The organism is Agrobacterium salinitolerans (genome assembly GCF_027498475.1).
In the GTDB taxonomy this organism is placed as follows: domain Bacteria; phylum Pseudomonadota; class Alphaproteobacteria; order Rhizobiales; family Rhizobiaceae; genus Agrobacterium; species Agrobacterium salinitolerans.
Genome location: NZ_JAPZLN010000001.1, coordinates 1574717 through 1594505 on the forward strand (window position 1 = coordinate 1574717; position 19789 = coordinate 1594505).

Genomic DNA, 19789 nt, shown 5'->3' on the forward strand with positions numbered 1-19789 from the left:
ACCCAATGACCGCCCTCTTCCTCCGCGATATCAAACTCTCCATCCGCGCCGGCGGCGGCGCGCTGATCGGCGTGCTGTTCTTCATGACAGTGGTTGCCGTCATCCCCTTCGGCGTCGGTCCTGATCTCAACCTGCTCGCGCGCATCGGCCCGGCCATCGTCTGGATCGGCGCGCTTCTGTCCGCCCTTCTCGGCCTCGACCGGCTGTTCCAGGCCGAGCGGGATGACGGCTCCCTCGATTTGATCTTGATGCAGGAAACTCCGCTAGTCCTGACCGTGGTCGTGAAATGCCTGGCGCACTGGGTCACGACCGGTCTGCCGCTGGTGCTTGCCTCCCCTTTGCTCGGCCTCTTTATGAACATGGACGAAGTGGCTATCGGCGCCGTGATGCTGACGCTTCTGGTCGGCTCACCCGCAATCACTTTCATCGGTGCGGTCGGCGCGGCAGTTGCCGTTGCCCTGCCGCGCGGGGGGCTTCTGGTTTCCATCCTCGTGCTGCCGCTCGCCATTCCCGTGCTGATCTTCGGCGTCAGCGCTTCCTATGCGGCAGTGCAGGAACCGGCGCCCTTCATGCCGCCATTCCTCATTCTGTGTGCGATCACGTTATTTTCAGCCGTGACCGGACCTTTCTTCGCCGCTTTGGCGCTGCGCAATGTTATGGATTGATGAAACCACGCCAGACGATCCCCTGTTGACAGGGATCAATTGCGGGGCGGCCATTCTCGGGTTACACAAACGGCATGAACGAGCAGACCTTCACCATCACCAAATTCAGTGATCTCGCCAATCCCACCCGGTTTCTGGCGCTGGCGGCACGTATTTTGCCATGGCTCGCTGCGCTCACGGCGCTGGTGCTGGCCGCCGGTCTTTATCTGTCCTTTACCACCGAAGGCGATTACCAGCAGGGTTACACGGTGCGCATCATGTATGTGCACGTGCCGTCCGCCTGGCTCGCAATGATGTGTTATTCGGTCATGGCGGTCTCCGCAATCGGCACCCTCGTCTGGCGTCACCCGCTGGCGGATGTCAGCCACAAGGCCGCCGCCCCCATCGGCGCGGCCTTCACGCTGATTGCGCTCGTCACCGGCTCGCTCTGGGGCAAACCCATGTGGGGAACCTGGTGGGTGTGGGACGCGCGGCTGACTTCCGTCTTCGTGCTTTTCCTGATGTATCTGGGGCTGATCGCGCTCAACCGCGCCATGGACGATCCGTCCAGAGCCGCCCGCGTCAGCGCCGTGCTGATCCTCGTCGGTTTCGTGAATATTCCGATCATCAAGTTTTCGGTCGAGTGGTGGAATACGCTGCACCAGCCGGCAAGCGTCATCCGCATGGGTGGTTCCGCCATCGATGCGGAATTTCTGTGGCCTCTTCTGACCATGGCGATCGGTTTCACGCTGCTGTTCTTCACCTTGCACATCGCCGCCATGCGCAATGAAATCTGGCGTCGGCGCGTGGCCGCGCAACGGCGTCTCGCCGCCCGTATGGCGAACCGGGAGGGCTGAGGTGATGACGCACGCCTTTTATATCGGCATGTCCTATGCGGCGACCGGCCTCGTCGTTCTCTGTCTCATCGCCTGGGTCGTTGTGGACGGCCAGGCGCGCAAACGGGAGCTGAAGCAACTCGAAACATCCGGCGTTCGCCGCAGGGCAAGAAGCGCTTCCGCAGGTGACGCGTAATGACGCAGGCGGACCACGACACCAAGGCCAAATCGACGGGCCGCACCCGTTATGCGCTGGCGCTCCTGCCGCTTCTGCTGTTTGGTGGTTTTGCCCTTGTCGCCGGCAAGATGCTCTACGATCAGGATGTGAATGGCCTGGATATCAGCGCGATTCCTTCCGCACTCATCGGCACCAAGGCCCCCGCCCTGTCGCTGCCGCCACTGGAGGGCTCGAACCTTCCGGCGCTCACCGATGCCGCTATCAAGGGCAAGCTGACACTGGTCAACGTCTTCGCTTCCTGGTGCATTCCCTGCCGGCAGGAGCACCCGCTGCTTCAGGAATTGTCAAAGGATAACCGCATCACCGTCGTCGGCATCAACTACAAGGACAAATCGGACAATGCGCTGCGCTTCCTCGGCGAACTCGGCAATCCATTTGCGGCGATAGGCATCGATCCGAACGGCAAGGCGGCAATCGACTGGGGTGTTTATGGGATTCCCGAAAGTTATCTCGTCAGCGCCGATGGCACGATCCTTTATAAAAAGGTCGGCCCCTTCGATGCCCGCAGCATAGAACGTGACCTTCTGCCCGCCATCACGGCGGCGACAGGACAGTAGCCGCCGCGCCAGAAGGATATCACGCCTTGGCAACGACCCGGAGCGCAGGCCCTTCCGCAGGCAAACGTATGCCTTCCAGCACGACCTGATCGCGACCGCCGCGCTTTGCGGCATAAAGACTGTCATCGGCCCGCTTGATGGCATCGTGAATGGAATGATCTCCCCTCGCGACAGCCGAGACACCGAAACTTGCGGTGATCTGGCTGGTAACGCCGCGGTTGCGCCAGTCGAGAGACGAAAGACCCGTGCGCATGCCATTGGCAAGCTGACCGGCCACAGCAGCCGTCTGTCCGGGCAGGAAGACCACGAATTCTTCACCACCGAAACGCGCCACCAGCGCATCCTCGGGCGCGTTTCGCCTGAGGAGATCGGAAAGGCCGATGAGCACGATATCGCCAGCCGCATGACCGTAAACGCCGTTGATGCGCTTGAAGTGGTCTATGTCACAGGCGATGATCGCGCCTTCTGGCGTATCGTTGCGAAAATCGGGAACGCGCCGGTCGAAACCGCGGCGATTTAACACGTCCGTCAGCGGATCATGTTCCGCCGCATGCTGGTGACGGTCGACGGTGACGGAAATCTGGCTCGCAAGCACCGACAACGCCAGCAGAAAGCCGAAGATGCTGGCGGCGAGCTGCATGTAAAAAGCATAGTCCGACTCGAAGAATTCGCTGAGCTCGACCATCGAGCCACCCGGCGTCATCACCAGCAGCATGCCGATGCGTACCAGCGTCTCCAGCACCACAAGACAGGCAATTCCCACCATCAGCCTATCGGCAAGCGCAGCCGGCCGCTTCCGCACGGTCCAGACCGGGATAGCAAGCAAAACGGCGCAGACGAGATCGCCAATGACGAGCTCGCGTTTCAGATCCGGCGTGACGAGAACGTGGAACGAGACCAGCAACACCGCCACGGCCACAATCGAAAGTCGCGCCTTGGTATAAAGCGGCCGTTCGAAATGGGTGAGCAGAGCGTGGCCATAAAAGAAGAAGGCGGAGAAGAACAGCAGATTGGAGAGGACCGCCTGGACTTCGAAAGGCAGGCTGCCAAGCACCAGAGGTGTGGCGAAACCAAAAGCCGCCGCAAGATATCCGATACCCCAATAGCGAGCCGAAGCGTGGCCGATCCTTTGCAGGAACAGGAACACCACGCCGAAGGTGAGCATGATGAAGGGAAGAAGATAGGCGAAATTATCTTGCAACGGGGTCTGCCGGGAAAGGGACGAGCTTTGTACGCGAAGGTTAGCGGAACGCCATTAAGAAAACCTCCCAATAAAAAGATGCTTTTGCGGCTTTCCGGCTGGAATTCCGATGGACCAGTTCACATTTGCGGGAGTGCGTTCTGCCATTCCTTAATCATGTCGACGGGCCAGACCAGCATCACCACATTCAGCGTCAGATTGTCCCGGATCAGCCAGCCCGTGAAAATCTCGAAGAAGATGGCGATCAGGACTGTCAGCCACACCGGCACGCGCGCGGCAAAGAGGAAACCCAGCGCCATGAAAACCGTATCCATCGCCGAATTCAGGATGCTGTCGCCGGTATAACCCAGCGCCATGGTCGCCGTGCGGTAGCGATCAATGATAATAGGCGAATTTTCGAGAATTTCCCACGCCGCCTCCACCAGAACCGCAAAAGAAAGCCGCATGGAAAACGGTTTGTTGCGGAACAACAGCCACGCAAACCAGTAAAACAGGAACCCGTGAATGATATGCGAGGGCGTATACCAGTCGGCCAGATGCTGGGAATTGCCCGGTGTGTTCACGCCCGGCTCGAACAGCTTTACATAACCACATTCGCAGATCGGAATGCGGCCCATGGCGTAGAGAATGACGATTTGCAGGAGAAGCAGGCCGGCGGCCACGCCGAACCATTTGAGCGAACGCGAACGGGAAGCCGGCATCTCCGCAACTGTCATTTTTCGTCCTTGTTCAGCGGCTCGACCGAATGGCGCATGACGAGCGGCATCTGCGCCATGGTGAAGATGATGGTGATTGGCATGGTGCCCCAGACCTTAAAGGCCACCCAGGTGTCTGTAGAGAACATTCGCCATACAACTTCGTTCAGCACCGCCAGAAAAAGGAAAAAGATGCCCCAGCGCAGCGTCAGCTTGCGCCAACCCTCATCCGTCAGCTTGAAGGCGGAATTGAAGACGTAACCCAGCAAAGACTGCCCGAAGAACAGGCCACCCAGCAGAATGACACCAAACAGCGTGTTGACGATGGTCGGCTTCATCTTGATGAAAGTATCGTTCTGCAACCACAATGTCAGCGCACCGAAAACGAACACCACGATGCCTGATATCAGCGGCATAATCGGCAGCTTGCGCGTCAGGACCCAGGAAACGGAGAGCGCAATCGCCGTCGCGATCATAAACAGGCCGGTGGCAATGAAAATCGGGCCACCGAACTCTGTCAGGACCGGAAAAGTGGTTGCAAGCCATTCGCCACGCGAATTGGCGAAAAAGAAAACGACAAGCGGGCCAAGCTCGAGCACGAATTTCAGGAGCGGACTGATTTCCGCCACCATCTTTTCGCTTTCCTTGGAATTGCTTTCAATATCCATACTCAAACTCCCGCAATGGCCTTGGCGAAATCTTCCGCCTCGAAGGGCTCCAGATCCTCAACGCCTTCACCCACACCGATGAAATAGACCGGCAGCTTATGTTTAGCAGCGATGGCGACGAGGATACCGCCCCGCGCCGTGCCATCCAATTTTGTCATAATCAGGCCCGAAACACCCGCCACATTGCGGAATATCTCCACTTGGTTCATGGCGTTCTGTCCCGTCGTCGCATCCAGCGTCTGCAACACGGTATGCGGCGCATCCGGATCGAGCTTGCCGAGCACGCGCACGATCTTTTCCAGCTCCGCCATGAGTTCCGTCTTGTTCTGCAGGCGGCCGGCCGTATCGATGATGAGCACATCGCTTTTCTGCGCCCGCGCCTGCTCATAAGCGTCGTAGGCAAGACCGGCCGCATCCGCACCGAGCTTGGTGCCGATGAACTGCGAGCCGGTGCGGTCCGCCCAAATCTTGAGCTGCTCGATCGCCGCCGCGCGGAACGTATCGCCGGCCGCCAGCATCACCTTGAGGCCCGAGCCGGAAAGCTTGGCGGCAAGCTTGCCGATGGTCGTCGTCTTGCCCGTACCGTTCACACCGACGACGAGGATGACATGCGGCTTGTGCGACAGATCGAGCTCCAGCGGCTTGGCGACAGGCTTCAGAACCTTGGTGATCTCGCCCGCCATGATGCGCGCCACATCCTCGCCGCTGACATCTTTGCCGTAGCGTTCCGAAGACAGGGCGCCGGTGATGCGCATGGCGGTCTCGACCCCGAGATCGGACTGGATGAGAAGATCCTCAAGCTCGTCGAGCGTATCCTCATCCAGCTTGCGTTTGGTGAAGAGCGCCGAAATCTGTGTGGTCAGCTGCGACGACGTGCGGGCAAGCCCTGCCCGCAGGCGCTGAAACCATGTCAGTTTTACCTGCGGTGCCGCAGGGGCAGGCTCCTCCCGCTCACTGGCGGACGAAAAACCTTTCGGTAGAGCTGGCGGTATAGCGGCGGGCTGGGCGGTGGTCGCAGCTTCGGCCTCGTCAAGCAGCGCATCCATCGCATCCGCATCCAACACGACATCCGCTACTTCCGGGGCAGATTCGACCTGCTCTTCGGCGGCGGCTTCCGCCTGTAGCAACGACAGCGGCACTACACCCATATCGCCGGAAAGCTCGGCACCGGGCAGAAGCGGTGCGTCCTCTTCCTCATCATCGTCGGAAAGGACCACGTCCGTCGCCTCGTCCGGGGCAGGTCCGCCGGCCGTCTCCATCTCCAGTTCGGAAACCGGGTCCTTGTCAACAGGGCCATGCGCTTCGGCGTCGCTTAGCGCCGCTTCGAAAGAAGCGTTTTCATTGTCGCGCTCAGGCGCGGCGTCCTCTTGCGGCCGCTCTCCCGTTTCGGCCTTGTCCTTGCCGAACGAAAAGACTTTTTTGATGAAGCCGAGGGCCATGGTCGTTCCCGTGTCTTTTCTCTTGTGTCGCCTCAGGCCGCATCCGCCGCCAGAAGCTTCATCTTCAGATGTTTGCCGTTGTGGCCGGTAATCGAAACCTGCGCAAGAGTGCGCGGGGCAAGATGCGGTGCCTCCACCAGCGTGAAATTGTCGGTATGGGCAAAACCGTTGTTTTCAACGAGGATCGTCTGCGCCGAACCGACCATACCTTGCAGATGCGTAAACCGCAGCGCCTCGCCGCGCTCCCGAAGCCTCGCCGCCCGCTCCTTCACCAAAGCCCGGTCAAGCTGCGGCATGCGTGCCGCCGGCGTACCCGCTCGCGGGCTGTAGGGAAACACATGCAGGCTGGAAATGCCGCATTCTTCCGCAAGCGTCGCGGCGTTTTCGAACATGTCTTCCGTCTCTGTCGGAAAACCGGCGATCATATCCGCACCGAAAGCGATATCCGGCCGAAGCGACCGCACCTCGTGACAGAAACGAATGGCGTCTGCCCGCAAATGGCGGCGTTTCATGCGTTTCAGAATCATGTCGTCGCCATGCTGGAGTGACAGGTGCAGATGCGGCATGAAACGCGGCTCGTCGGCAATCAGATCCATCAGATGGCGGTCGGCCTCGATACTGTCGATGGAGGAAAGCCGCAGCCGCAGGATGTCCGGCACCTGCTTCAGCAATGTCTTGGCGAGATAGCCGAGGGAAGGCTCGCCCGGCAGGTCCGCGCCATAGCTCGTGGCATCCACCCCGGTCAGCACGATTTCGCGATAACCGCTCTCCGTCAGCCGACGGGCCTGATCCACCACCGCACCCATCGGCACGGAGCGCGAATTGCCGCGCCCATAGGGGATGATGCAAAAAGTACAGCGATGGTCGCAGCCATTCTGCACCTGGATGAAGGCGCGCACGTGCCCGTCTATGTGCTTCACCATCTGCGGCGCGGTCGCCTTGATGCTCATGATATCGTTGACGCGCAGCTTTTCTTCCGCTGAGACGCCAAAATCGGGCAGCGCACGATAGGAGGCGCTTTTCAGCTTTTCCTCATTGCCCAGCACCGCATCCACCTCGGGCATGTCGGCAAAGGTCTGTTTTTCAGTCTGGGCAGCGCAGCCGGTAACGATGATGCGCGCGTGCGGATTGTCGCGCCGTGCACGCCGGATGGCCTGGCGCGCCTGGCGCACCGCCTCGCCCGTCACGGCGCAGGTATTGACCAGCACGGCATTGTTAAGCCCGGCCTTTTCGGCCTCCGCCCGCATCACTTCCGATTCATAGATGTTGAGACGACAGCCGAAGGTTATGACCTCGACGCCGCTCATACAGCCCCCCGCTCGACCGCATCCCGCGCCCAGACGCCCGTGACGGGATCGACGGAACCGGACCATTCCCATTCGGCAGGGCCGGTCATGATGACGTGGTTATCCTCACGCCAGTCGATGGTCAGCGGCACGCGGATGGGGCTGGAGGCGACATCGATGGTGACCTTTCGGCTGGTGCGGCCGGTACGGGCAGCGGAAACGGCCGACGCGCAGGCGGCCGAACCGCAGGCAAGCGTCAGCCCGGCGCCACGCTCCCAGGTGCGGGTGCGAAGCGCGCTGTCGGAAATGACCTGCGCCAGCGTGATATTGGCCTTTTCCGGAAACATCGGGTGATTTTCGAGAAGCGGCCCGAAACGTTCGAGATCAAACGTCATCGGATCGCGATCCACCCAAAAAATCGCATGCGGATTGCCCATGGACATGACGGCCGGCGAATGCAGGACCGGCGCATCGATCGGCCCGATCTGCAATTCGATGCGACTGGTATCGTGGAATTCCTCAGACAGCGGAATGTCGCTCCAGCGGAATCTGGGCTGACCCATATCGACCGAAATCATGCCACCTTCATGCTCGACGGCATTCAGGATGCCGGCGACAGTCTGGAAGGTGAAGCTGGTCCTGCCGGTTTCGGAAGACAGCGCCTGCACCACGCAGCGCGTGCCGTTGCCGCAAGCCTGCGCCTTGGTGCCATCGCAATTGAGGATATCGATATAAGCATCCGTGCCGCCGACACGCGGATCATGGATCGCCATGATCTGGTCGAACTGCGTGGCGGGATCGGAATTCAGGGCGATTGCCGCATCAGGCGTCACCATATCTTTGCGGCCGCGCATATCGACAACGAGGATCTTGTTGCCAAGCCCGTTCATCTTCGCAAATTCGACCGTGTCCGCCATCGCCTTAAAACCTGAAAACTGCCTGAAAACCGGGTTGCATGCGGGATTTTCCCGCGCTTTCGCCCTATATGGCGGAAAGGACGGGAAATTACCAGACTGTTGCGGCGCAAACGGGGCGGCCGTCAGGCGGAAGGCACGTCGAAAACCTCACCCGGGCGCATCGGCCGGAAACGGCTTTCCTCCACTCCCTGCTCCGTCAGCGCTGCCTTGAGGGCCACAAGCGGCGCATCCACCGCCTCATCGGTGAGTTGTACCGTACCCCAATGGTGGCCGCAGACATGCGCCGCACCGCAAAGCTTCATGCCTTCCACGGCTTCCGCCGGGTTCTGGTGCTGGCCCTTCATGAACCAGCGCGGCTCGTAAGCGCCGAAGGGCAGGTTGGCGAGGCGGAACTCGCCATGCTTCTTTCGCGCGGCGTGATAGTTGAGTCCCTCATGGAAGCCGGTATCGCCGATATGGTAAATCTTGCCGCCAGGCGTTTCGATGACGAAAGCCGCCCAGAGCGCCATCCGCCGGTCATTCAGGCCGCGCGCCGACCAGTGGTGGCAGGGCTCAAAGTGAATTTTCACCGCACTGGCATCGATCACATCGCCCCAGTCCCCCACCTCTATACGGGCCGCCTCGACACCGGTGCGGATGATGGCGTCATTGCCAAGCGGCGTGATGAAAAGCGGCTTGTGCGCCACATGCAAGCGCTTCAGCGTTTCCATATCCAGATGGTCGTAGTGATTATGCGTCACCAGCACCAGATCGATGGGCGGCAGATCCTCGAAACGGATGCCGGGCGGGTTGACCCGCTTGGGACCGGCAAAGCTGAATGGGCTCGTGCGCTGCGACCACACCGGATCGATGAGAATATTCAAACCCGCCGTCTGGATGAGAAACGAGGCATGGCCGACAAAAGTGACGCGCATGTCTTTGCCTTCGATCCGTGCTTCCGGCTTCGCGAAGGGAAAGGGGCTGGGGTAGCTTTCCGGCCATGTGGAGCGCTCGCCATTGAAGCGCCACTTCAAAAGGCCCATGAAGTTGCCGGGCGGCGTGCCGCCAGGATTGAAAAAGCGTATCCCGTCGAAATGATCGGAGACAGGGCCGCTGTAATAGGCGCTGGCGCTCGAACGGCGGGCATAAAGGCCGCCGCCTGCCAGAGCGAGCAGACCAACAGCGGAAAAACGGAAAAATTTTCGACGGTTCATGGAAGATGTATAGGTGGCGAAGAAGCAGCCTTCAAGGAGGACCCATCATGGCCGGCTGAAGATCACGCAAAGATGAAATCGGCGCTTTCGCGGCTGAATCCCGCCACCGCCTTGACTTTTCCCGCACTTTCCTGTTTATCCCGCCCATCAGCTGGCAGTTTCACGACTCCAAGCCGCCGACCGGGACCCGAAAAGGTATAAAGAGATCCCGGAGGTCAACACCCGACAGCGCGATGCGCCCTCGGGTGCTTTTTGGCTTTGCGTCTTGTTTTTGCCAGCGAAAGCACCGACGTTTCGGAGACCCCGGAACGAAGAAGGAAGAAACGATGTTTGAAAACCTCCAGGACCGCCTTGGTTCCATTCTGAATGGACTGACCGGCCGTGGCGCGCTGACGGAAGCCGATGTTGCCGCCGCCCTGCGCGAGGTTCGCCGTGCGCTTCTGGAAGCGGACGTGGCACTGGAAGTCGTGCGTTCCTTCACCGACAGGGTGCGTGAAAAGGCTGTCGGCGCAGCCGTCCTGAAATCCATCAAGCCCGGCCAGATGGTCGTCAAGATCGTGCATGACGAGCTTGTCGAGATGCTGGGCACCGAAGGCGTTTCCATCGACCTTCACGCCCCCGCCCCCGTTGTCATCATGATGGTGGGTCTGCAGGGTTCGGGTAAAACAACGACCACCGGCAAGATCGCCAAGCGCCTGACCGACCGCGACAAGAAGAAGGTGCTGATGGCATCTCTCGACACGCGTCGTCCGGCCGCACAGGAACAGCTGCGCCAGCTCGGCGTCCAGACCGGTGTCGACACGCTACCTATCATCGCCGGCCAGTCGCCGACGGATATTGCCGCGCGCGCCGTACAGGCTGCGAAACTCGGCGGTCACGACGTCGTCATTCTCGACACCGCCGGCCGCACCCATATCGACGAACCCTTGATGCTGGAAATGGCCGACATCAAGAAGAAGTCCAATCCGCATGAAATCCTGCTGGTGGCGGATTCGCTGACCGGTCAGGACGCCGTCAATCTGGCGCGCAATTTCGATGAGCGCGTCGGCATCACCGGCCTCGTGCTGACCCGTATGGATGGTGACGGTCGCGGTGGTGCTGCCCTCTCCATGCGCGCCGTCACCGGCAAGCCGATCAAGCTCATCGGTATCGGCGAGCGCATGAACGAACTCGATGAGTTTCATCCGCGCCGTATCGCCGACCGTATTCTCGGCATGGGCGACATCGTCTCGCTGGTCGAGAAGGCCGCCGAAAACATCGATGCGGAAAAAGCCCGCGCCATGGCCGAGAAGATGGCCAAGGGCAAGTTCGACCTCAACGATCTCGCCGACCAGCTTGCCCAGATGAAGAAGATGGGTGGCATGGGCGGCATCATGGGTCTTATGCCCGGCATGGCCGGCATGAAGGACAAGATGGCTTCGGCCGGCATGAACGACAAGATGTTCGACCGCCAGATCGCCATCATCTCGTCCATGACCAAGGCCGAGCGCGCCAATCCGGATATTCTGAAACACAGCCGCAAGAAGCGCATCGCCGCCGGTTCCGGCACCGATGCCGCCGAAATCAACAAGCTCCTGAAAATGCATCGCGGCATGGCCGACATGATGAAGGCGATGGGCGGCAAGGGCAAAGGCGGCATCATGAAGCAGATGATGGGCGGCCTTGCCGGCAAGATGGGCCTCGGTGGCATGATGGGCGGCGGCATGCCTGATTTGTCCAACATCGATCCGAAGCAGCTTGAAGCGCTCCAGAAGCAGGCGGAAGCCGCCGGTCTCGGCAAGCCGGGCGCGATGCCCGGTCTTGGCGGGCTACCTGGGGGATTGCCAGGTCTTGGCGGCGCAAAGCTTCCAGGTCTCGGCGGCATGCCGGGGCTTCCCGGTTTTCCGAAGAAGAAGTGAGGCACACCGGTGAACGATGTAGAGGTGAAAGCCCAGCTTTCCGAATACCGCCAGTCGATCGACAATATCGATGCCGCACTGGTTCACATTCTTGCCGAACGGTTTCGCTGCACCAAGGCGGTGGGCGTATTGAAGGCAAAATACAGTTTGCCGCCGGCTGATCCGGCGCGCGAGGAATACCAGATCGAACGCCTTCGCCGTCTTGCGAAGGACGCCAATCTGGATCCGGATTTCGCCGAGAAGTTCCTGAACTTCATCATCAAGGAAGTCATCCGGCATCATGAAGCAATCGCCGCCGAACATGGCGGCCTCGACAAGACCGCCTGAACGGCGGACAAGCCATCCTAAGGAGTATATCACATGGCACTTAAAATTCGTCTCGCACGCGGTGGTTCCAAGAAGCGCCCGTACTACCAGATCGTCGTTGCTGACGCCCGTTCGCCCCGCGACGGCCGTTTCCTCGAGAAGGTCGGTTCCTGGAACCCGATGCTCGGCAAGGACAACCCGCAGCGCGTTGAGCTGAAGGCTGACCTCATCAAGGAATGGATCGCCAAGGGCGCACAGCCGACCGACCGCGTTCTGCGTTTCCTCGCTGAAGCCGGCCTTGCCGAGCGCGCCGCTCGCAGCAACCCGGAAAAGGCAAAGCCGGGCAAGCGCGCTCTCGAGCGTATCGCTGAAAAGAAGCAGAAGGCTGAAGATGCAGCCGCTGCTGCTGCGGAAGCCTCTGCTGCAGAATAATCTGCACGGAAACTTTTGAAGAACGGGTGGTGTGGTTTTCCATGCCGCCCGTTTTTTGTTTATTTTGGCGTCAACAAACCTTAAAGCTGACGCAACCAACACCAGAAGACGGACGGCCCGATGGCAAAGCTGGAAAACCCGGTACTCATGGCAAAAATCGGCGGCGCACAGGGCCTGCGCGGCGAAGTCCGTGTCAGTACCTATACGGACGACCCCATGGCGCTGGGCGATTATGGCAATCTGGTTACCGCCGATGGTCGCGTCTTCGAGATTCTGGAATTGCGCGAGGGCAAGAATGTCGTCGTCGTCCGCTTCAGAGGCATCAACGACCGCAATGCGGCGGAGAGCTTGAACGGTCTGGAACTCTTCATCGACCGCGACAATCTGCCTGACGACGAGCTTGACGATGACGAGTTTTATTATGCCGATCTCGAAGGGCTGGAAGCCGTCGATGCGGAGGGCAGAAGTTATGGCGCCGTCAGCGCCGTCTATGATTTCGGCGCAGGTGACCTGCTGGAGCTGAAAGGTGCAGGCCGACGCCCTGCCCTCATTCCCTTTTCGGAAGCAGCCGTGCTGGAAATCGACCTCGAAGCCGGTCGCATTCTCATCGATCCGATGGCCGCCGGACTGATCGACAATCCCGATGACAAGGACGAAACCGGCGTATCGCCTTTCGGCAAGAAATAAACCATGACCTTCAAGGCTACCGTTCTGACGCTCTACCCGGAAATGTTTCCGGGACATCTCGGATATTCGCTGGCGGGCAAGGCGCTGGAGCGGGGGCAATGGTCACTGGACGCCGTGCAGATCCGCGAATTTGCCACCGACAAACACAGAAGCGTCGATGACACGCCGGCAGGCGGCGGCGCCGGCATGGTGCTGAAACCCGACGTTCTGGCGGCGGCCATCGACCATGTTTCCAATGGCGATACACGCCCGCGGCTACTGATGAGCCCGCGCGGCAAGCCTCTGTCGCAAAACCGTGTGCGTGAACTGGCGGCCGGAGAGGGCGCGATTATCGTCTGCGGTCGTTTCGAGGGTGTCGACCAGCGGGTGATAGAGGCGCGCGGGCTGGAGGAAGTGTCGATCGGCGATTACATCCTCTCCGGCGGTGAGCCGGCGGCGTTGACGCTTCTTGACGCCGTCGTCCGTATCCTGCCCGGCGTTATGGGCAACGATCTTTCCGGTGTTCATGAGAGCTTCGAGGGCGGACTGCTGGAACATCCGCATTATACCCGCCCGCAGGTCTGGGAAGGCCGTGACATCCCCGCCATTCTTACTTCCGGCAACCACGCCGTCATCGACAGGTGGCGTCATGAACAGGCGCTGAAGCTGACGCAGGAAAGACGTCCGGACCTTCTGGTAAAGGCTCAGGCCGAAACGAAATAATAGGCCGTCAGCACCAGCCCGACGGCGATCACCAGCCAGCGGATGATCCATTGCGGCACCCGCCGTGCCGTATGCACGCCCGCATAGCCGCCAAGTGCGGCCGCGGGGAACATGATGAGCGCCGCCCACCAGGAAACGACGCCGCCGCTGACGAAGATCGCGATTGCGATAACGGCGATCACGACTGACAAGAGGTTTTTCAGCGCATTCAGATGATGATAGCTGCCTCCCGAGGTTATTCCGAGAATGGCCAGCATCATGATGCCCATGCCAGCGCCAAAAAAACCGCCATAGACGGAAGCGAGTCCCTGGAAAATGAGGCTCGGCAGATTGCCGGGCGAACGTTCGACGCTCGCTTTTGGCCTCAGCCACGGGCCGGCAGCGAAAACGGCGGTTGCAGCGAGAAGTAGCCATGGCACAAGCTGGCGGAAGGAAGGATTGTCGAGCGACAAAAGCAGAAGCGATCCGGCCAGCCCGCCAACGACTGAAACGGCAGACAGAAGGATTGCCTCGCGCCAATGGGCGCGAATTTCAGGCCCATAGGCGATGACAGAGGTGACGTAGCCCGGAAACTGCACGATGGCTGACGTGGCGTTGGCGACGATCGGCGGCAGGCCGGCCAGCGTCATCGCGCCGAAGGTCAAAAAAGTGCCGCCACCGGCAATGGCATTAACGACACCCGACAGAAAGCCGGTGGCGAACAGCATGAGAATAACGAATACGGACATAGCCCCTCCCAAGGTTCCCATGCCATATCCGCCAGCGCGCTGCTTCGCAACTGCCGGAACGCGGCGCGTAATTGATAAAATATTGTCATGAAAGGGATGACAAACGGCGCTGCCTCGTGTATGTGCCCGCGTGGAAATGGGAAATATCCCAACCGAAAGCAAAGAATGGCGAACCCGCTCCTGCCGCAAGGCATGGTCTGAAGGCATTGACCGACAGACGAACCGTTGAGCGCTCTGGCTGTTTCAGAAGAAATCAGAGGTTAACATGACCAATATTATTCAGCAGCTGGAAGCCGAACAGGCCGCCAAGATCGAAGCAAAGCGCACCCTGCCCGAGTTTTCTCCGGGCGACACCCTGCGCGTCAACGTGCGCGTTACCGAAGGTAACCGTACCCGCGTACAGGCTTACGAAGGCGTTTGCATCGCCCGTTCCGGCGGCGGTCTTTCCGAAAGCTTCACCGTTCGCAAGATTTCCTACGGCGAAGGCGTCGAGCGCGTATTCCCGATCTACTCCCCGCTGGTCGAAGGCGTTGAAGTCGTTCGCCGCGGTAAGGTTCGCCGCGCGAAGCTCTACTACCTGCGCGACCGTCGCGGTAAAGCTGCCCGTATCGTTGAAAACACCGGTACGCGCGCCCGCAAGCTGAACGAGTCCGAGCGTCAGGCGCTTGCCGACGAGAAGGCGCGTCTGGAAGCCGAAAAGGTAGCAGCAGCTCAGGCTCTCGCCGCCGAAAAGGCAGCAGCCGAAGCCGCAGAAGCCAAGGCAGCGGAAGAAGCAGCAAAGGCTGCTGAAACCGCAGCGGAATAAGATTTCCATTTCGATGGATTGATCAAAAGGCGGCCTTCGGGCCGCCTTTTTTGTTGCGCTGATGTAGCGCAACAAGCCATGCGAGGAAAATGCCGCTTGAAAGCCGCGTTTGGCAAGCATTGGCTGGCCAGAGAGAATACCGACGTTCTTTCAGTCATTTGCTTCGCCGAAAGATCCGGCAGATTTCGACCGGCAACAAATGCTGACCTGATTTCCCGCAAAACTGTTTTAGCCAATCTTCGAACAGCATTGCCTAATTGCATTTATTGTGCAATTTTCTAGCCGTTTCAGGTGTTATTATGTTTTTATTTAATTCTTTTTTAACAAAAAATAAGTCCGCTTTTTTCGCCGTTGGTCTCGCCAGTGCGTTGATGAATGTTCTTAATCTTTCCGGCTCGCTTTTCATGCTGGAAGTTTACGACCGCATTTTGCCAAGCAAGAGCATTCCATCCCTTGTGGCGCTGGTCGTTCTCCTGATCGTTCTCTACGCGTTTCTGATGGGGTTCGACGCGCTGCGAGGACGCATATTGTCGCGCATCTCGGACAATATGGACGACGCCCTCAATCAGAAGCTTTTCAGGGCGTCAATCACTGCCCCGCTCCTTGCCTCGGGGAAGATCGATGGGCTGCAGATCGTCGGCGATCTCGATCAGATCCGCCAGTTTCTCTCCGGGCCAGGTCCGGCGGCTTTTTTCGATATTCCCTGGCTGCCCATCTATCTGCTGATCTGTTTCGCCCTGCATCCATGGATCGGGTTTGCTGTGCTCGGCGGCGCCTTGGTTCTTATCGTACTGACGCTTCTGACTAATTGGTTGACCGAAAGGGCGACAAAACAGGCTTATACTGCACGAGGCCAAAGAAACGTCCTCGTCGGCAGCAGCCAGCGCAACATTGAATCCATCAAGACCATGGGCATGATGGGGGCGGTGACATCCATGTGGGACGAGCTACATTCCAGATATCGCGCCGTTACCCTGTCGACATCCGATACGGCCGGCATGCTCGGCGCCATGTCGCGAACATTCCGGCTGCTGCTGCAATCCGGCGTCATGGCGATCGGCGCCGTTCTTGTCATCGACGGCAATGCATCGGCGGGCGGTATCATCGCAGGGTCGATCCTCTCCGCAAAGGCGCTCGGCCCTGTCGAACATGCGATTGCGAACTGGCGCAGCTTCATGACCGCAAGACAGGGCTGGAAACGCGTCAACGAGTTCCTGGAACTGGTGCCCGAACCCTCGCCGCCGCTCTCCCTGCCCCGCCCGCAATATACCGTAGCGGTTGACCGTGTAACCGGTGGACCGCCAAACGGCGCGCGCGATACGGTTGCCGATATTTCCTTCACGCTGAACGCGGGCGATGGTCTCGGCATCATCGGCCCAAGCGCCTCCGGCAAATCCACGTTGGCACGCTTGATGACCGGCATCTGGCCCTATGAACGCGGTTCCGTCCGCTTCGATGGGGCCGCGCTCAACCAGTGGGATTTCGAGTTTCTCGGCAAATCCGTCGGCTACATGCCCCAGCAGGTGGAGCTGATGCCCGGGACTGTGGCGCAGAATATTGCGCGCTTCGACCGCGATGCGACAGCGGAAGCGGTTGTCGCCGCGGCCAAGGCCGCACAGGTGCATGAGCTGATCCTGAACCTGCCCAACGGTTACGATACCTATATTGGCGACCGTGGCGAGGCTTTATCGGGCGGACAAAAACAGCGCATCGGCCTTGCCCGCGCCCTGTTTGGCGAGCCTTTTTTCGTTCTTCTCGATGAGCCGAACTCCAATCTGGACAGCGAAGGCGAAGCGGCCCTGCGCAACGCCATTGGCGACATCAGGGCGCGCGGCGGCATCGTCGTCGTGATTGCCCATCGCCCCAGCGCCATTGAAAGCGTCAATCTGGTGATGGTGATGAGCAACGGTCGGATGCTGCGTTTTGGCACGAAGGAGGAGGTGCTCGCGCAAATACTGCGGCAGAATATCCGCCAGGTGCCTGAGGAGGAAGAGACGCGCAAGATTGAAAACCGGGTGAGCGAAAATGGTTGAGACGGAAAAAACCGGCAGGACAAATGCCTCCATTCTCAAACACTCGACCGCGGTGGTCGTTCTGGCGCTCGGCCTGTTGGTCGGATTGGGCGGGTGGGCTGCTTTTGCAAAGCTTGCCGGTGCGGTGGTCGCCACTGGCCGGGTCGTCGTTGAAGGCAATTCCAAAAAGATCCAGCATCTTTCCGGTGGCATCGTCAGCGAGATAAATGTCGCCGAAGGTGACAGGGTCGAAGCCGGTCAGATCCTGTTGCGGCTGAGCGCGACCGTCGTGCAGGCGAACCTCTCGATCGTTGAAAATACGCTTGCGCAACTCTACGCGCGACGGGCTCGTCTGCGTGCGGAAATTGCCGAGGCGACGTCTTTCACCGTGCAGGAAGATCTGGCGGCCCTGACGAGTTCCAAGGCGGCCAAAACCTTTATCGACAGCGAACAGAACCTCTTCAACAGCCGTCGCAACGCCTTGATCGGCATGAAGAAGCAGCTGGCAACTCGCAAGGATCAGCTCGCCGACGAGGCTCGCGGCCTCGAGGTGCAGGTGCAGGCAACGGACAATGAGCTTACCATCGTCAAAGAAGATGTTTCCAAGACGGACGAGCTCTTCAAAAAAGGGCTTGTCACGCTTCAGCGCCTCAATCTCCTCAAGCGCCAGCTTTCCAATCTCGAAGGCCAGCAGGGCCAATACATCGCCGCCCGGGCACAGACGGTGGGCAAGCTGAGCGAATTGGACCTGCAATTGCTTCAGCTCGATGAAGACCGGAAATCGGAAGTCACGAAAGATCTGACATCGATCGAAGCGACCGTTGCGGAATATGAAGAGAGGCTGGCGGCAACGCGCGATCAGCTGGATCGCCTTGACATCCGCTCACCGATCGCCGGCCGCGTCTACCAGCTTTCAGTGCATAATATAAACGGTGTCATTCAACCGGGCGAAGTGCTGATGCTGGTGGTGCCTGAGCAGGATGAGCTTGCCATCGAGGCCAATATAACCCCACGGGACATCGATCAGATTTACGTCGGACAGCCGGTTACCATTCGTTTCACGGCGTTCAATCAAAGCACGACGCCGGATTTCAGCGCGCAAGTTGCTGTCGTCGCCCCCGACCTGCAGATGGATTCCCGGACCGGCACATCTTATTACGCGCTGCGTATCAAACCCGACAAGGCCGGAATGGGTCATCTGCCCGGCGGGAAACTATATCCCGGCATGCCGGCCGAAGTATTCATACAAACCAGCGAAAGGAGTGTTCTTTCTTATTTTGTAAAACCGTTCCAGGACAGGCTCAAAAAGACCTTCGTACAGGAATAAGCAGTTTCCATTGCATAATTTTTCGAAAGGAATTTTCGCAACACGCTAAAGACGCACTTTATTCAAAAAAACAATTTCTTATATTGTATTATCATTTTTTACGTATTAAATATTACCCGCAATATTTATTACAAATTTAATTTCAATTCATCGATTTCTCAAAAATTTATGGGAGTGTAAAATGGCGTTAAAAGTAACTTTTGGTAATGGTGGCGCTGCTTCGGTCTCTTCGCTCACCAATCTGGTCGATCAGGAAGCTTATAAGCTCCTAACCGAATCCACAGCACAGGTCAAAAACGGTTCTTCGCTCGACTCCGGCGTGGTCAATGTCGGCGCGGTATCCGTTCCCGGCACCGGCGCGGGCGGCACGGTCGATGTCGGCTATGATCCCAGCTCGAACAGCTTCAAATTTGACGTGTCTTCGACATGGAATTCGGTAAAAAACGCTCTCGCCCAGTCCGACACTTCTGAAAACCTTATCTTCAAGGATTTCGTTCAGGTCGATGTTCATCTCGGCGGCACCGGTTCGTCCAACGTTGAAGTTCTCAATGCCAAGCGTGGCAACATCTCGACCGGCGAAGGCAATGACACTGTCACCGTCTCTGTCATTTCGAACGACAAGGCTTGGGTAAACGCCTTCAACATCGACACGGGCGCGGGCAACGACACCATCGTGGTCAAGGCGGGCACGGCATTCGATGGCGGCGTTGCTGCCGGTACCAATGTCGTGAACGGTGGCGCTGGCGTCACCGACGGCAGCTTCACCTCCGTCAAGATCGACGCCGGCGCAGGCAACGACTCTATCGACCTGAGTGGCGTAAACCTCGCCTCCTCGCTGGTAACCGGCGGTAAGGGCATCGACCACATAAAGGCAAGCGGTGGCGCCGATACCTTCGTCTTCAATCTCGGCGACATGGCCAAGAGCTTTGCGACCGACACTATCGAAGGCTTCAACACGGCCATGGACAAGCTCAAGCCGGTCGGTACGGTACTCGACAACTGGGCGGTGTCGACGATCGATAACGACACCATCCTCACCTACAACGTCACTGGCGAGCACAAGGGCGAAAAGATCGTTGTCGCCGGTGTCCACCTGACCGGTAGCGACTGGTTCACCGCGTAATTCTCTCGAAGAGAATTCATTATTTGCCGCTTAAAATGATCGTGGCCCGGAGACATCCGGGCCACGATTTTTTGCATATGCGGCGATCGGCAACC

Annotated in this window: 21 protein-coding genes; 13 read left to right on the forward strand and 8 right to left on the reverse strand. The window is 59.1% G+C overall.

All coding sequences use genetic code 11. The features are described from left to right. Nucleotides 1-5 precede the first annotated feature (5 nt). The 4 genes from ccmB (at nucleotide 6) to O9X91_RS07575 (ending at nucleotide 2275) form a co-directional block, all read left to right on the forward strand. A complete protein-coding gene (gene ccmB / locus O9X91_RS07560; RefSeq protein ID WP_269833644.1) occupies nucleotides 6-665 on the forward strand; it encodes a heme exporter protein CcmB in 660 nt (219 codons plus the stop codon). Between the two features lie 74 nt (nucleotides 666-739). Further along, a complete protein-coding gene (locus O9X91_RS07565) occupies nucleotides 740-1501 on the forward strand; it encodes a heme ABC transporter permease (protein WP_269825426.1) in 762 nt (253 codons plus the stop codon). Between the two features lie 4 nt (nucleotides 1502-1505). Then, the gene (gene ccmD / locus O9X91_RS07570) at nucleotides 1506-1676 is read left to right on the forward strand and encodes a heme exporter protein CcmD (RefSeq protein WP_142912953.1); all 171 of its coding nucleotides are present in this window, start codon (nucleotides 1506-1508) and stop codon (nucleotides 1674-1676) included. Then, a complete protein-coding gene (locus O9X91_RS07575; protein WP_269833645.1) occupies nucleotides 1676-2275 on the forward strand; it encodes a DsbE family thiol:disulfide interchange protein in 600 nt (199 codons plus the stop codon). Before ccmD ends, O9X91_RS07575 begins: the two co-directional genes overlap by 1 nt. A gap of 19 nt (nucleotides 2276-2294) precedes the next feature. On the opposite strand, the gene O9X91_RS07580 is transcribed toward O9X91_RS07575, so the two are convergent. The 7 genes from O9X91_RS07580 to O9X91_RS07610 form a co-directional block, all read right to left on the reverse strand. Then, nucleotides 2295-3476: a GGDEF domain-containing protein gene (locus tag O9X91_RS07580; protein ID WP_269834290.1), complete on the reverse strand. Its 1182-nt coding sequence runs from the start codon at nucleotides 3474-3476 to the stop codon at nucleotides 2295-2297. Nucleotides 3477-3595: 119 nt separating this feature from the next. Beyond that, a complete protein-coding gene (locus tag O9X91_RS07585; protein WP_269833647.1) occupies nucleotides 3596-4192 on the reverse strand; it encodes a DUF2585 domain-containing protein in 597 nt (198 codons plus the stop codon). Further along, nucleotides 4189-4839 (reverse strand): septation protein A, encoded by a 651-nt coding sequence (locus tag O9X91_RS07590; RefSeq protein WP_063951440.1) that lies wholly within the window; start codon nucleotides 4837-4839, stop codon nucleotides 4189-4191. The genes O9X91_RS07585 and O9X91_RS07590 overlap by 4 nt, the downstream gene beginning before the upstream one ends. A 2-nt stretch (nucleotides 4840-4841) precedes the next feature. Then, a complete protein-coding gene (gene ftsY / locus O9X91_RS07595; RefSeq protein WP_269833648.1) occupies nucleotides 4842-6278 on the reverse strand; it encodes a signal recognition particle-docking protein FtsY in 1437 nt (478 codons plus the stop codon). Between the two features lie 32 nt (nucleotides 6279-6310). Continuing rightward, nucleotides 6311-7585: a tRNA (N(6)-L-threonylcarbamoyladenosine(37)-C(2))-methylthiotransferase MtaB gene (gene mtaB, locus O9X91_RS07600; RefSeq protein ID WP_269833649.1), complete on the reverse strand. Its 1275-nt coding sequence runs from the start codon at nucleotides 7583-7585 to the stop codon at nucleotides 6311-6313. Further along, nucleotides 7582-8481, reverse strand: coding sequence for a diaminopimelate epimerase (dapF, locus tag O9X91_RS07605; protein ID WP_269833650.1), 900 nt, complete (start codon nucleotides 8479-8481; stop codon nucleotides 7582-7584). The genes mtaB and dapF overlap by 4 nt, the downstream gene beginning before the upstream one ends. Nucleotides 8482-8603: 122 nt before the next feature. Further along, nucleotides 8604-9674, reverse strand: coding sequence for an MBL fold metallo-hydrolase (locus O9X91_RS07610; RefSeq protein ID WP_142912947.1), 1071 nt, complete (start codon nucleotides 9672-9674; stop codon nucleotides 8604-8606). A 326-nt stretch (nucleotides 9675-10000) separates the two neighbouring features. Here O9X91_RS07610 and ffh point away from each other — a divergent pair, with 326 nt between their 5' ends. The 5 genes from ffh to trmD all read left to right on the forward strand — a co-directional run bounded on the left by ffh (nucleotide 10001) and on the right by trmD (nucleotide 13699). Further along, entirely contained in the window at nucleotides 10001-11572 is a 1572-nt protein-coding gene (gene ffh / locus O9X91_RS07615) for a signal recognition particle protein (protein WP_137412297.1), read from the forward strand. Between the two features lie 9 nt (nucleotides 11573-11581). Then, entirely contained in the window at nucleotides 11582-11899 is a 318-nt protein-coding gene (locus O9X91_RS07620) for a chorismate mutase (protein ID WP_077985465.1), read from the forward strand. A gap of 33 nt (nucleotides 11900-11932) precedes the next feature. Further along, nucleotides 11933-12310: a 30S ribosomal protein S16 gene (gene rpsP, locus O9X91_RS07625; RefSeq protein ID WP_003520510.1), complete on the forward strand. Its 378-nt coding sequence runs from the start codon at nucleotides 11933-11935 to the stop codon at nucleotides 12308-12310. 120 nt (nucleotides 12311-12430) lie between these two features. Continuing rightward, nucleotides 12431-12997, forward strand: a complete 567-nt coding sequence (rimM, locus tag O9X91_RS07630; RefSeq protein WP_137412299.1) for a ribosome maturation factor RimM — start codon at nucleotides 12431-12433, stop codon at nucleotides 12995-12997. Between the two features lie 3 nt (nucleotides 12998-13000). Next, nucleotides 13001-13699 carry a tRNA (guanosine(37)-N1)-methyltransferase TrmD gene (gene trmD, locus O9X91_RS07635; protein WP_137412300.1) on the forward strand — a complete coding sequence of 233 codons (699 nt, stop codon included), beginning with the start codon at nucleotides 13001-13003 and terminating at the stop codon, nucleotides 13697-13699. Here trmD and O9X91_RS07640 read toward each other — a convergent pair. Further along, nucleotides 13681-14427 carry a sulfite exporter TauE/SafE family protein gene (locus O9X91_RS07640; RefSeq protein WP_077985462.1) on the reverse strand — a complete coding sequence of 249 codons (747 nt, stop codon included), beginning with the start codon at nucleotides 14425-14427 and terminating at the stop codon, nucleotides 13681-13683. The two genes, trmD and O9X91_RS07640, sit on opposite strands and share 19 nt — an antisense overlap. Nucleotides 14428-14692: 265 nt before the next feature. Here O9X91_RS07640 and rplS point away from each other — a divergent pair, with 265 nt between their 5' ends. From rplS to O9X91_RS07660, 4 genes are all read left to right on the forward strand, one after another. After that, complete coding sequence (gene rplS / locus O9X91_RS07645) at nucleotides 14693-15232, forward strand: 50S ribosomal protein L19 (protein ID WP_003520506.1); 540 nt, start codon at nucleotides 14693-14695, stop codon at nucleotides 15230-15232. Nucleotides 15233-15531: 299 nt separating this feature from the next. Continuing rightward, nucleotides 15532-17265: a type I secretion system permease/ATPase gene (locus O9X91_RS07650; RefSeq protein ID WP_142912946.1), complete on the forward strand. Its 1734-nt coding sequence runs from the start codon at nucleotides 15532-15534 to the stop codon at nucleotides 17263-17265. Next, entirely contained in the window at nucleotides 17258-18571 is a 1314-nt protein-coding gene (locus tag O9X91_RS07655) for an HlyD family type I secretion periplasmic adaptor subunit (RefSeq protein ID WP_142912945.1), read from the forward strand. The genes O9X91_RS07650 and O9X91_RS07655 overlap by 8 nt, the downstream gene beginning before the upstream one ends. Before the next feature lie 181 nt (nucleotides 18572-18752). Continuing rightward, nucleotides 18753-19694, forward strand: coding sequence for a calcium-binding protein (locus O9X91_RS07660; protein ID WP_269834291.1), 942 nt, complete (start codon nucleotides 18753-18755; stop codon nucleotides 19692-19694). The last annotated feature ends 95 nt before the right edge of the window (nucleotides 19695-19789 follow it).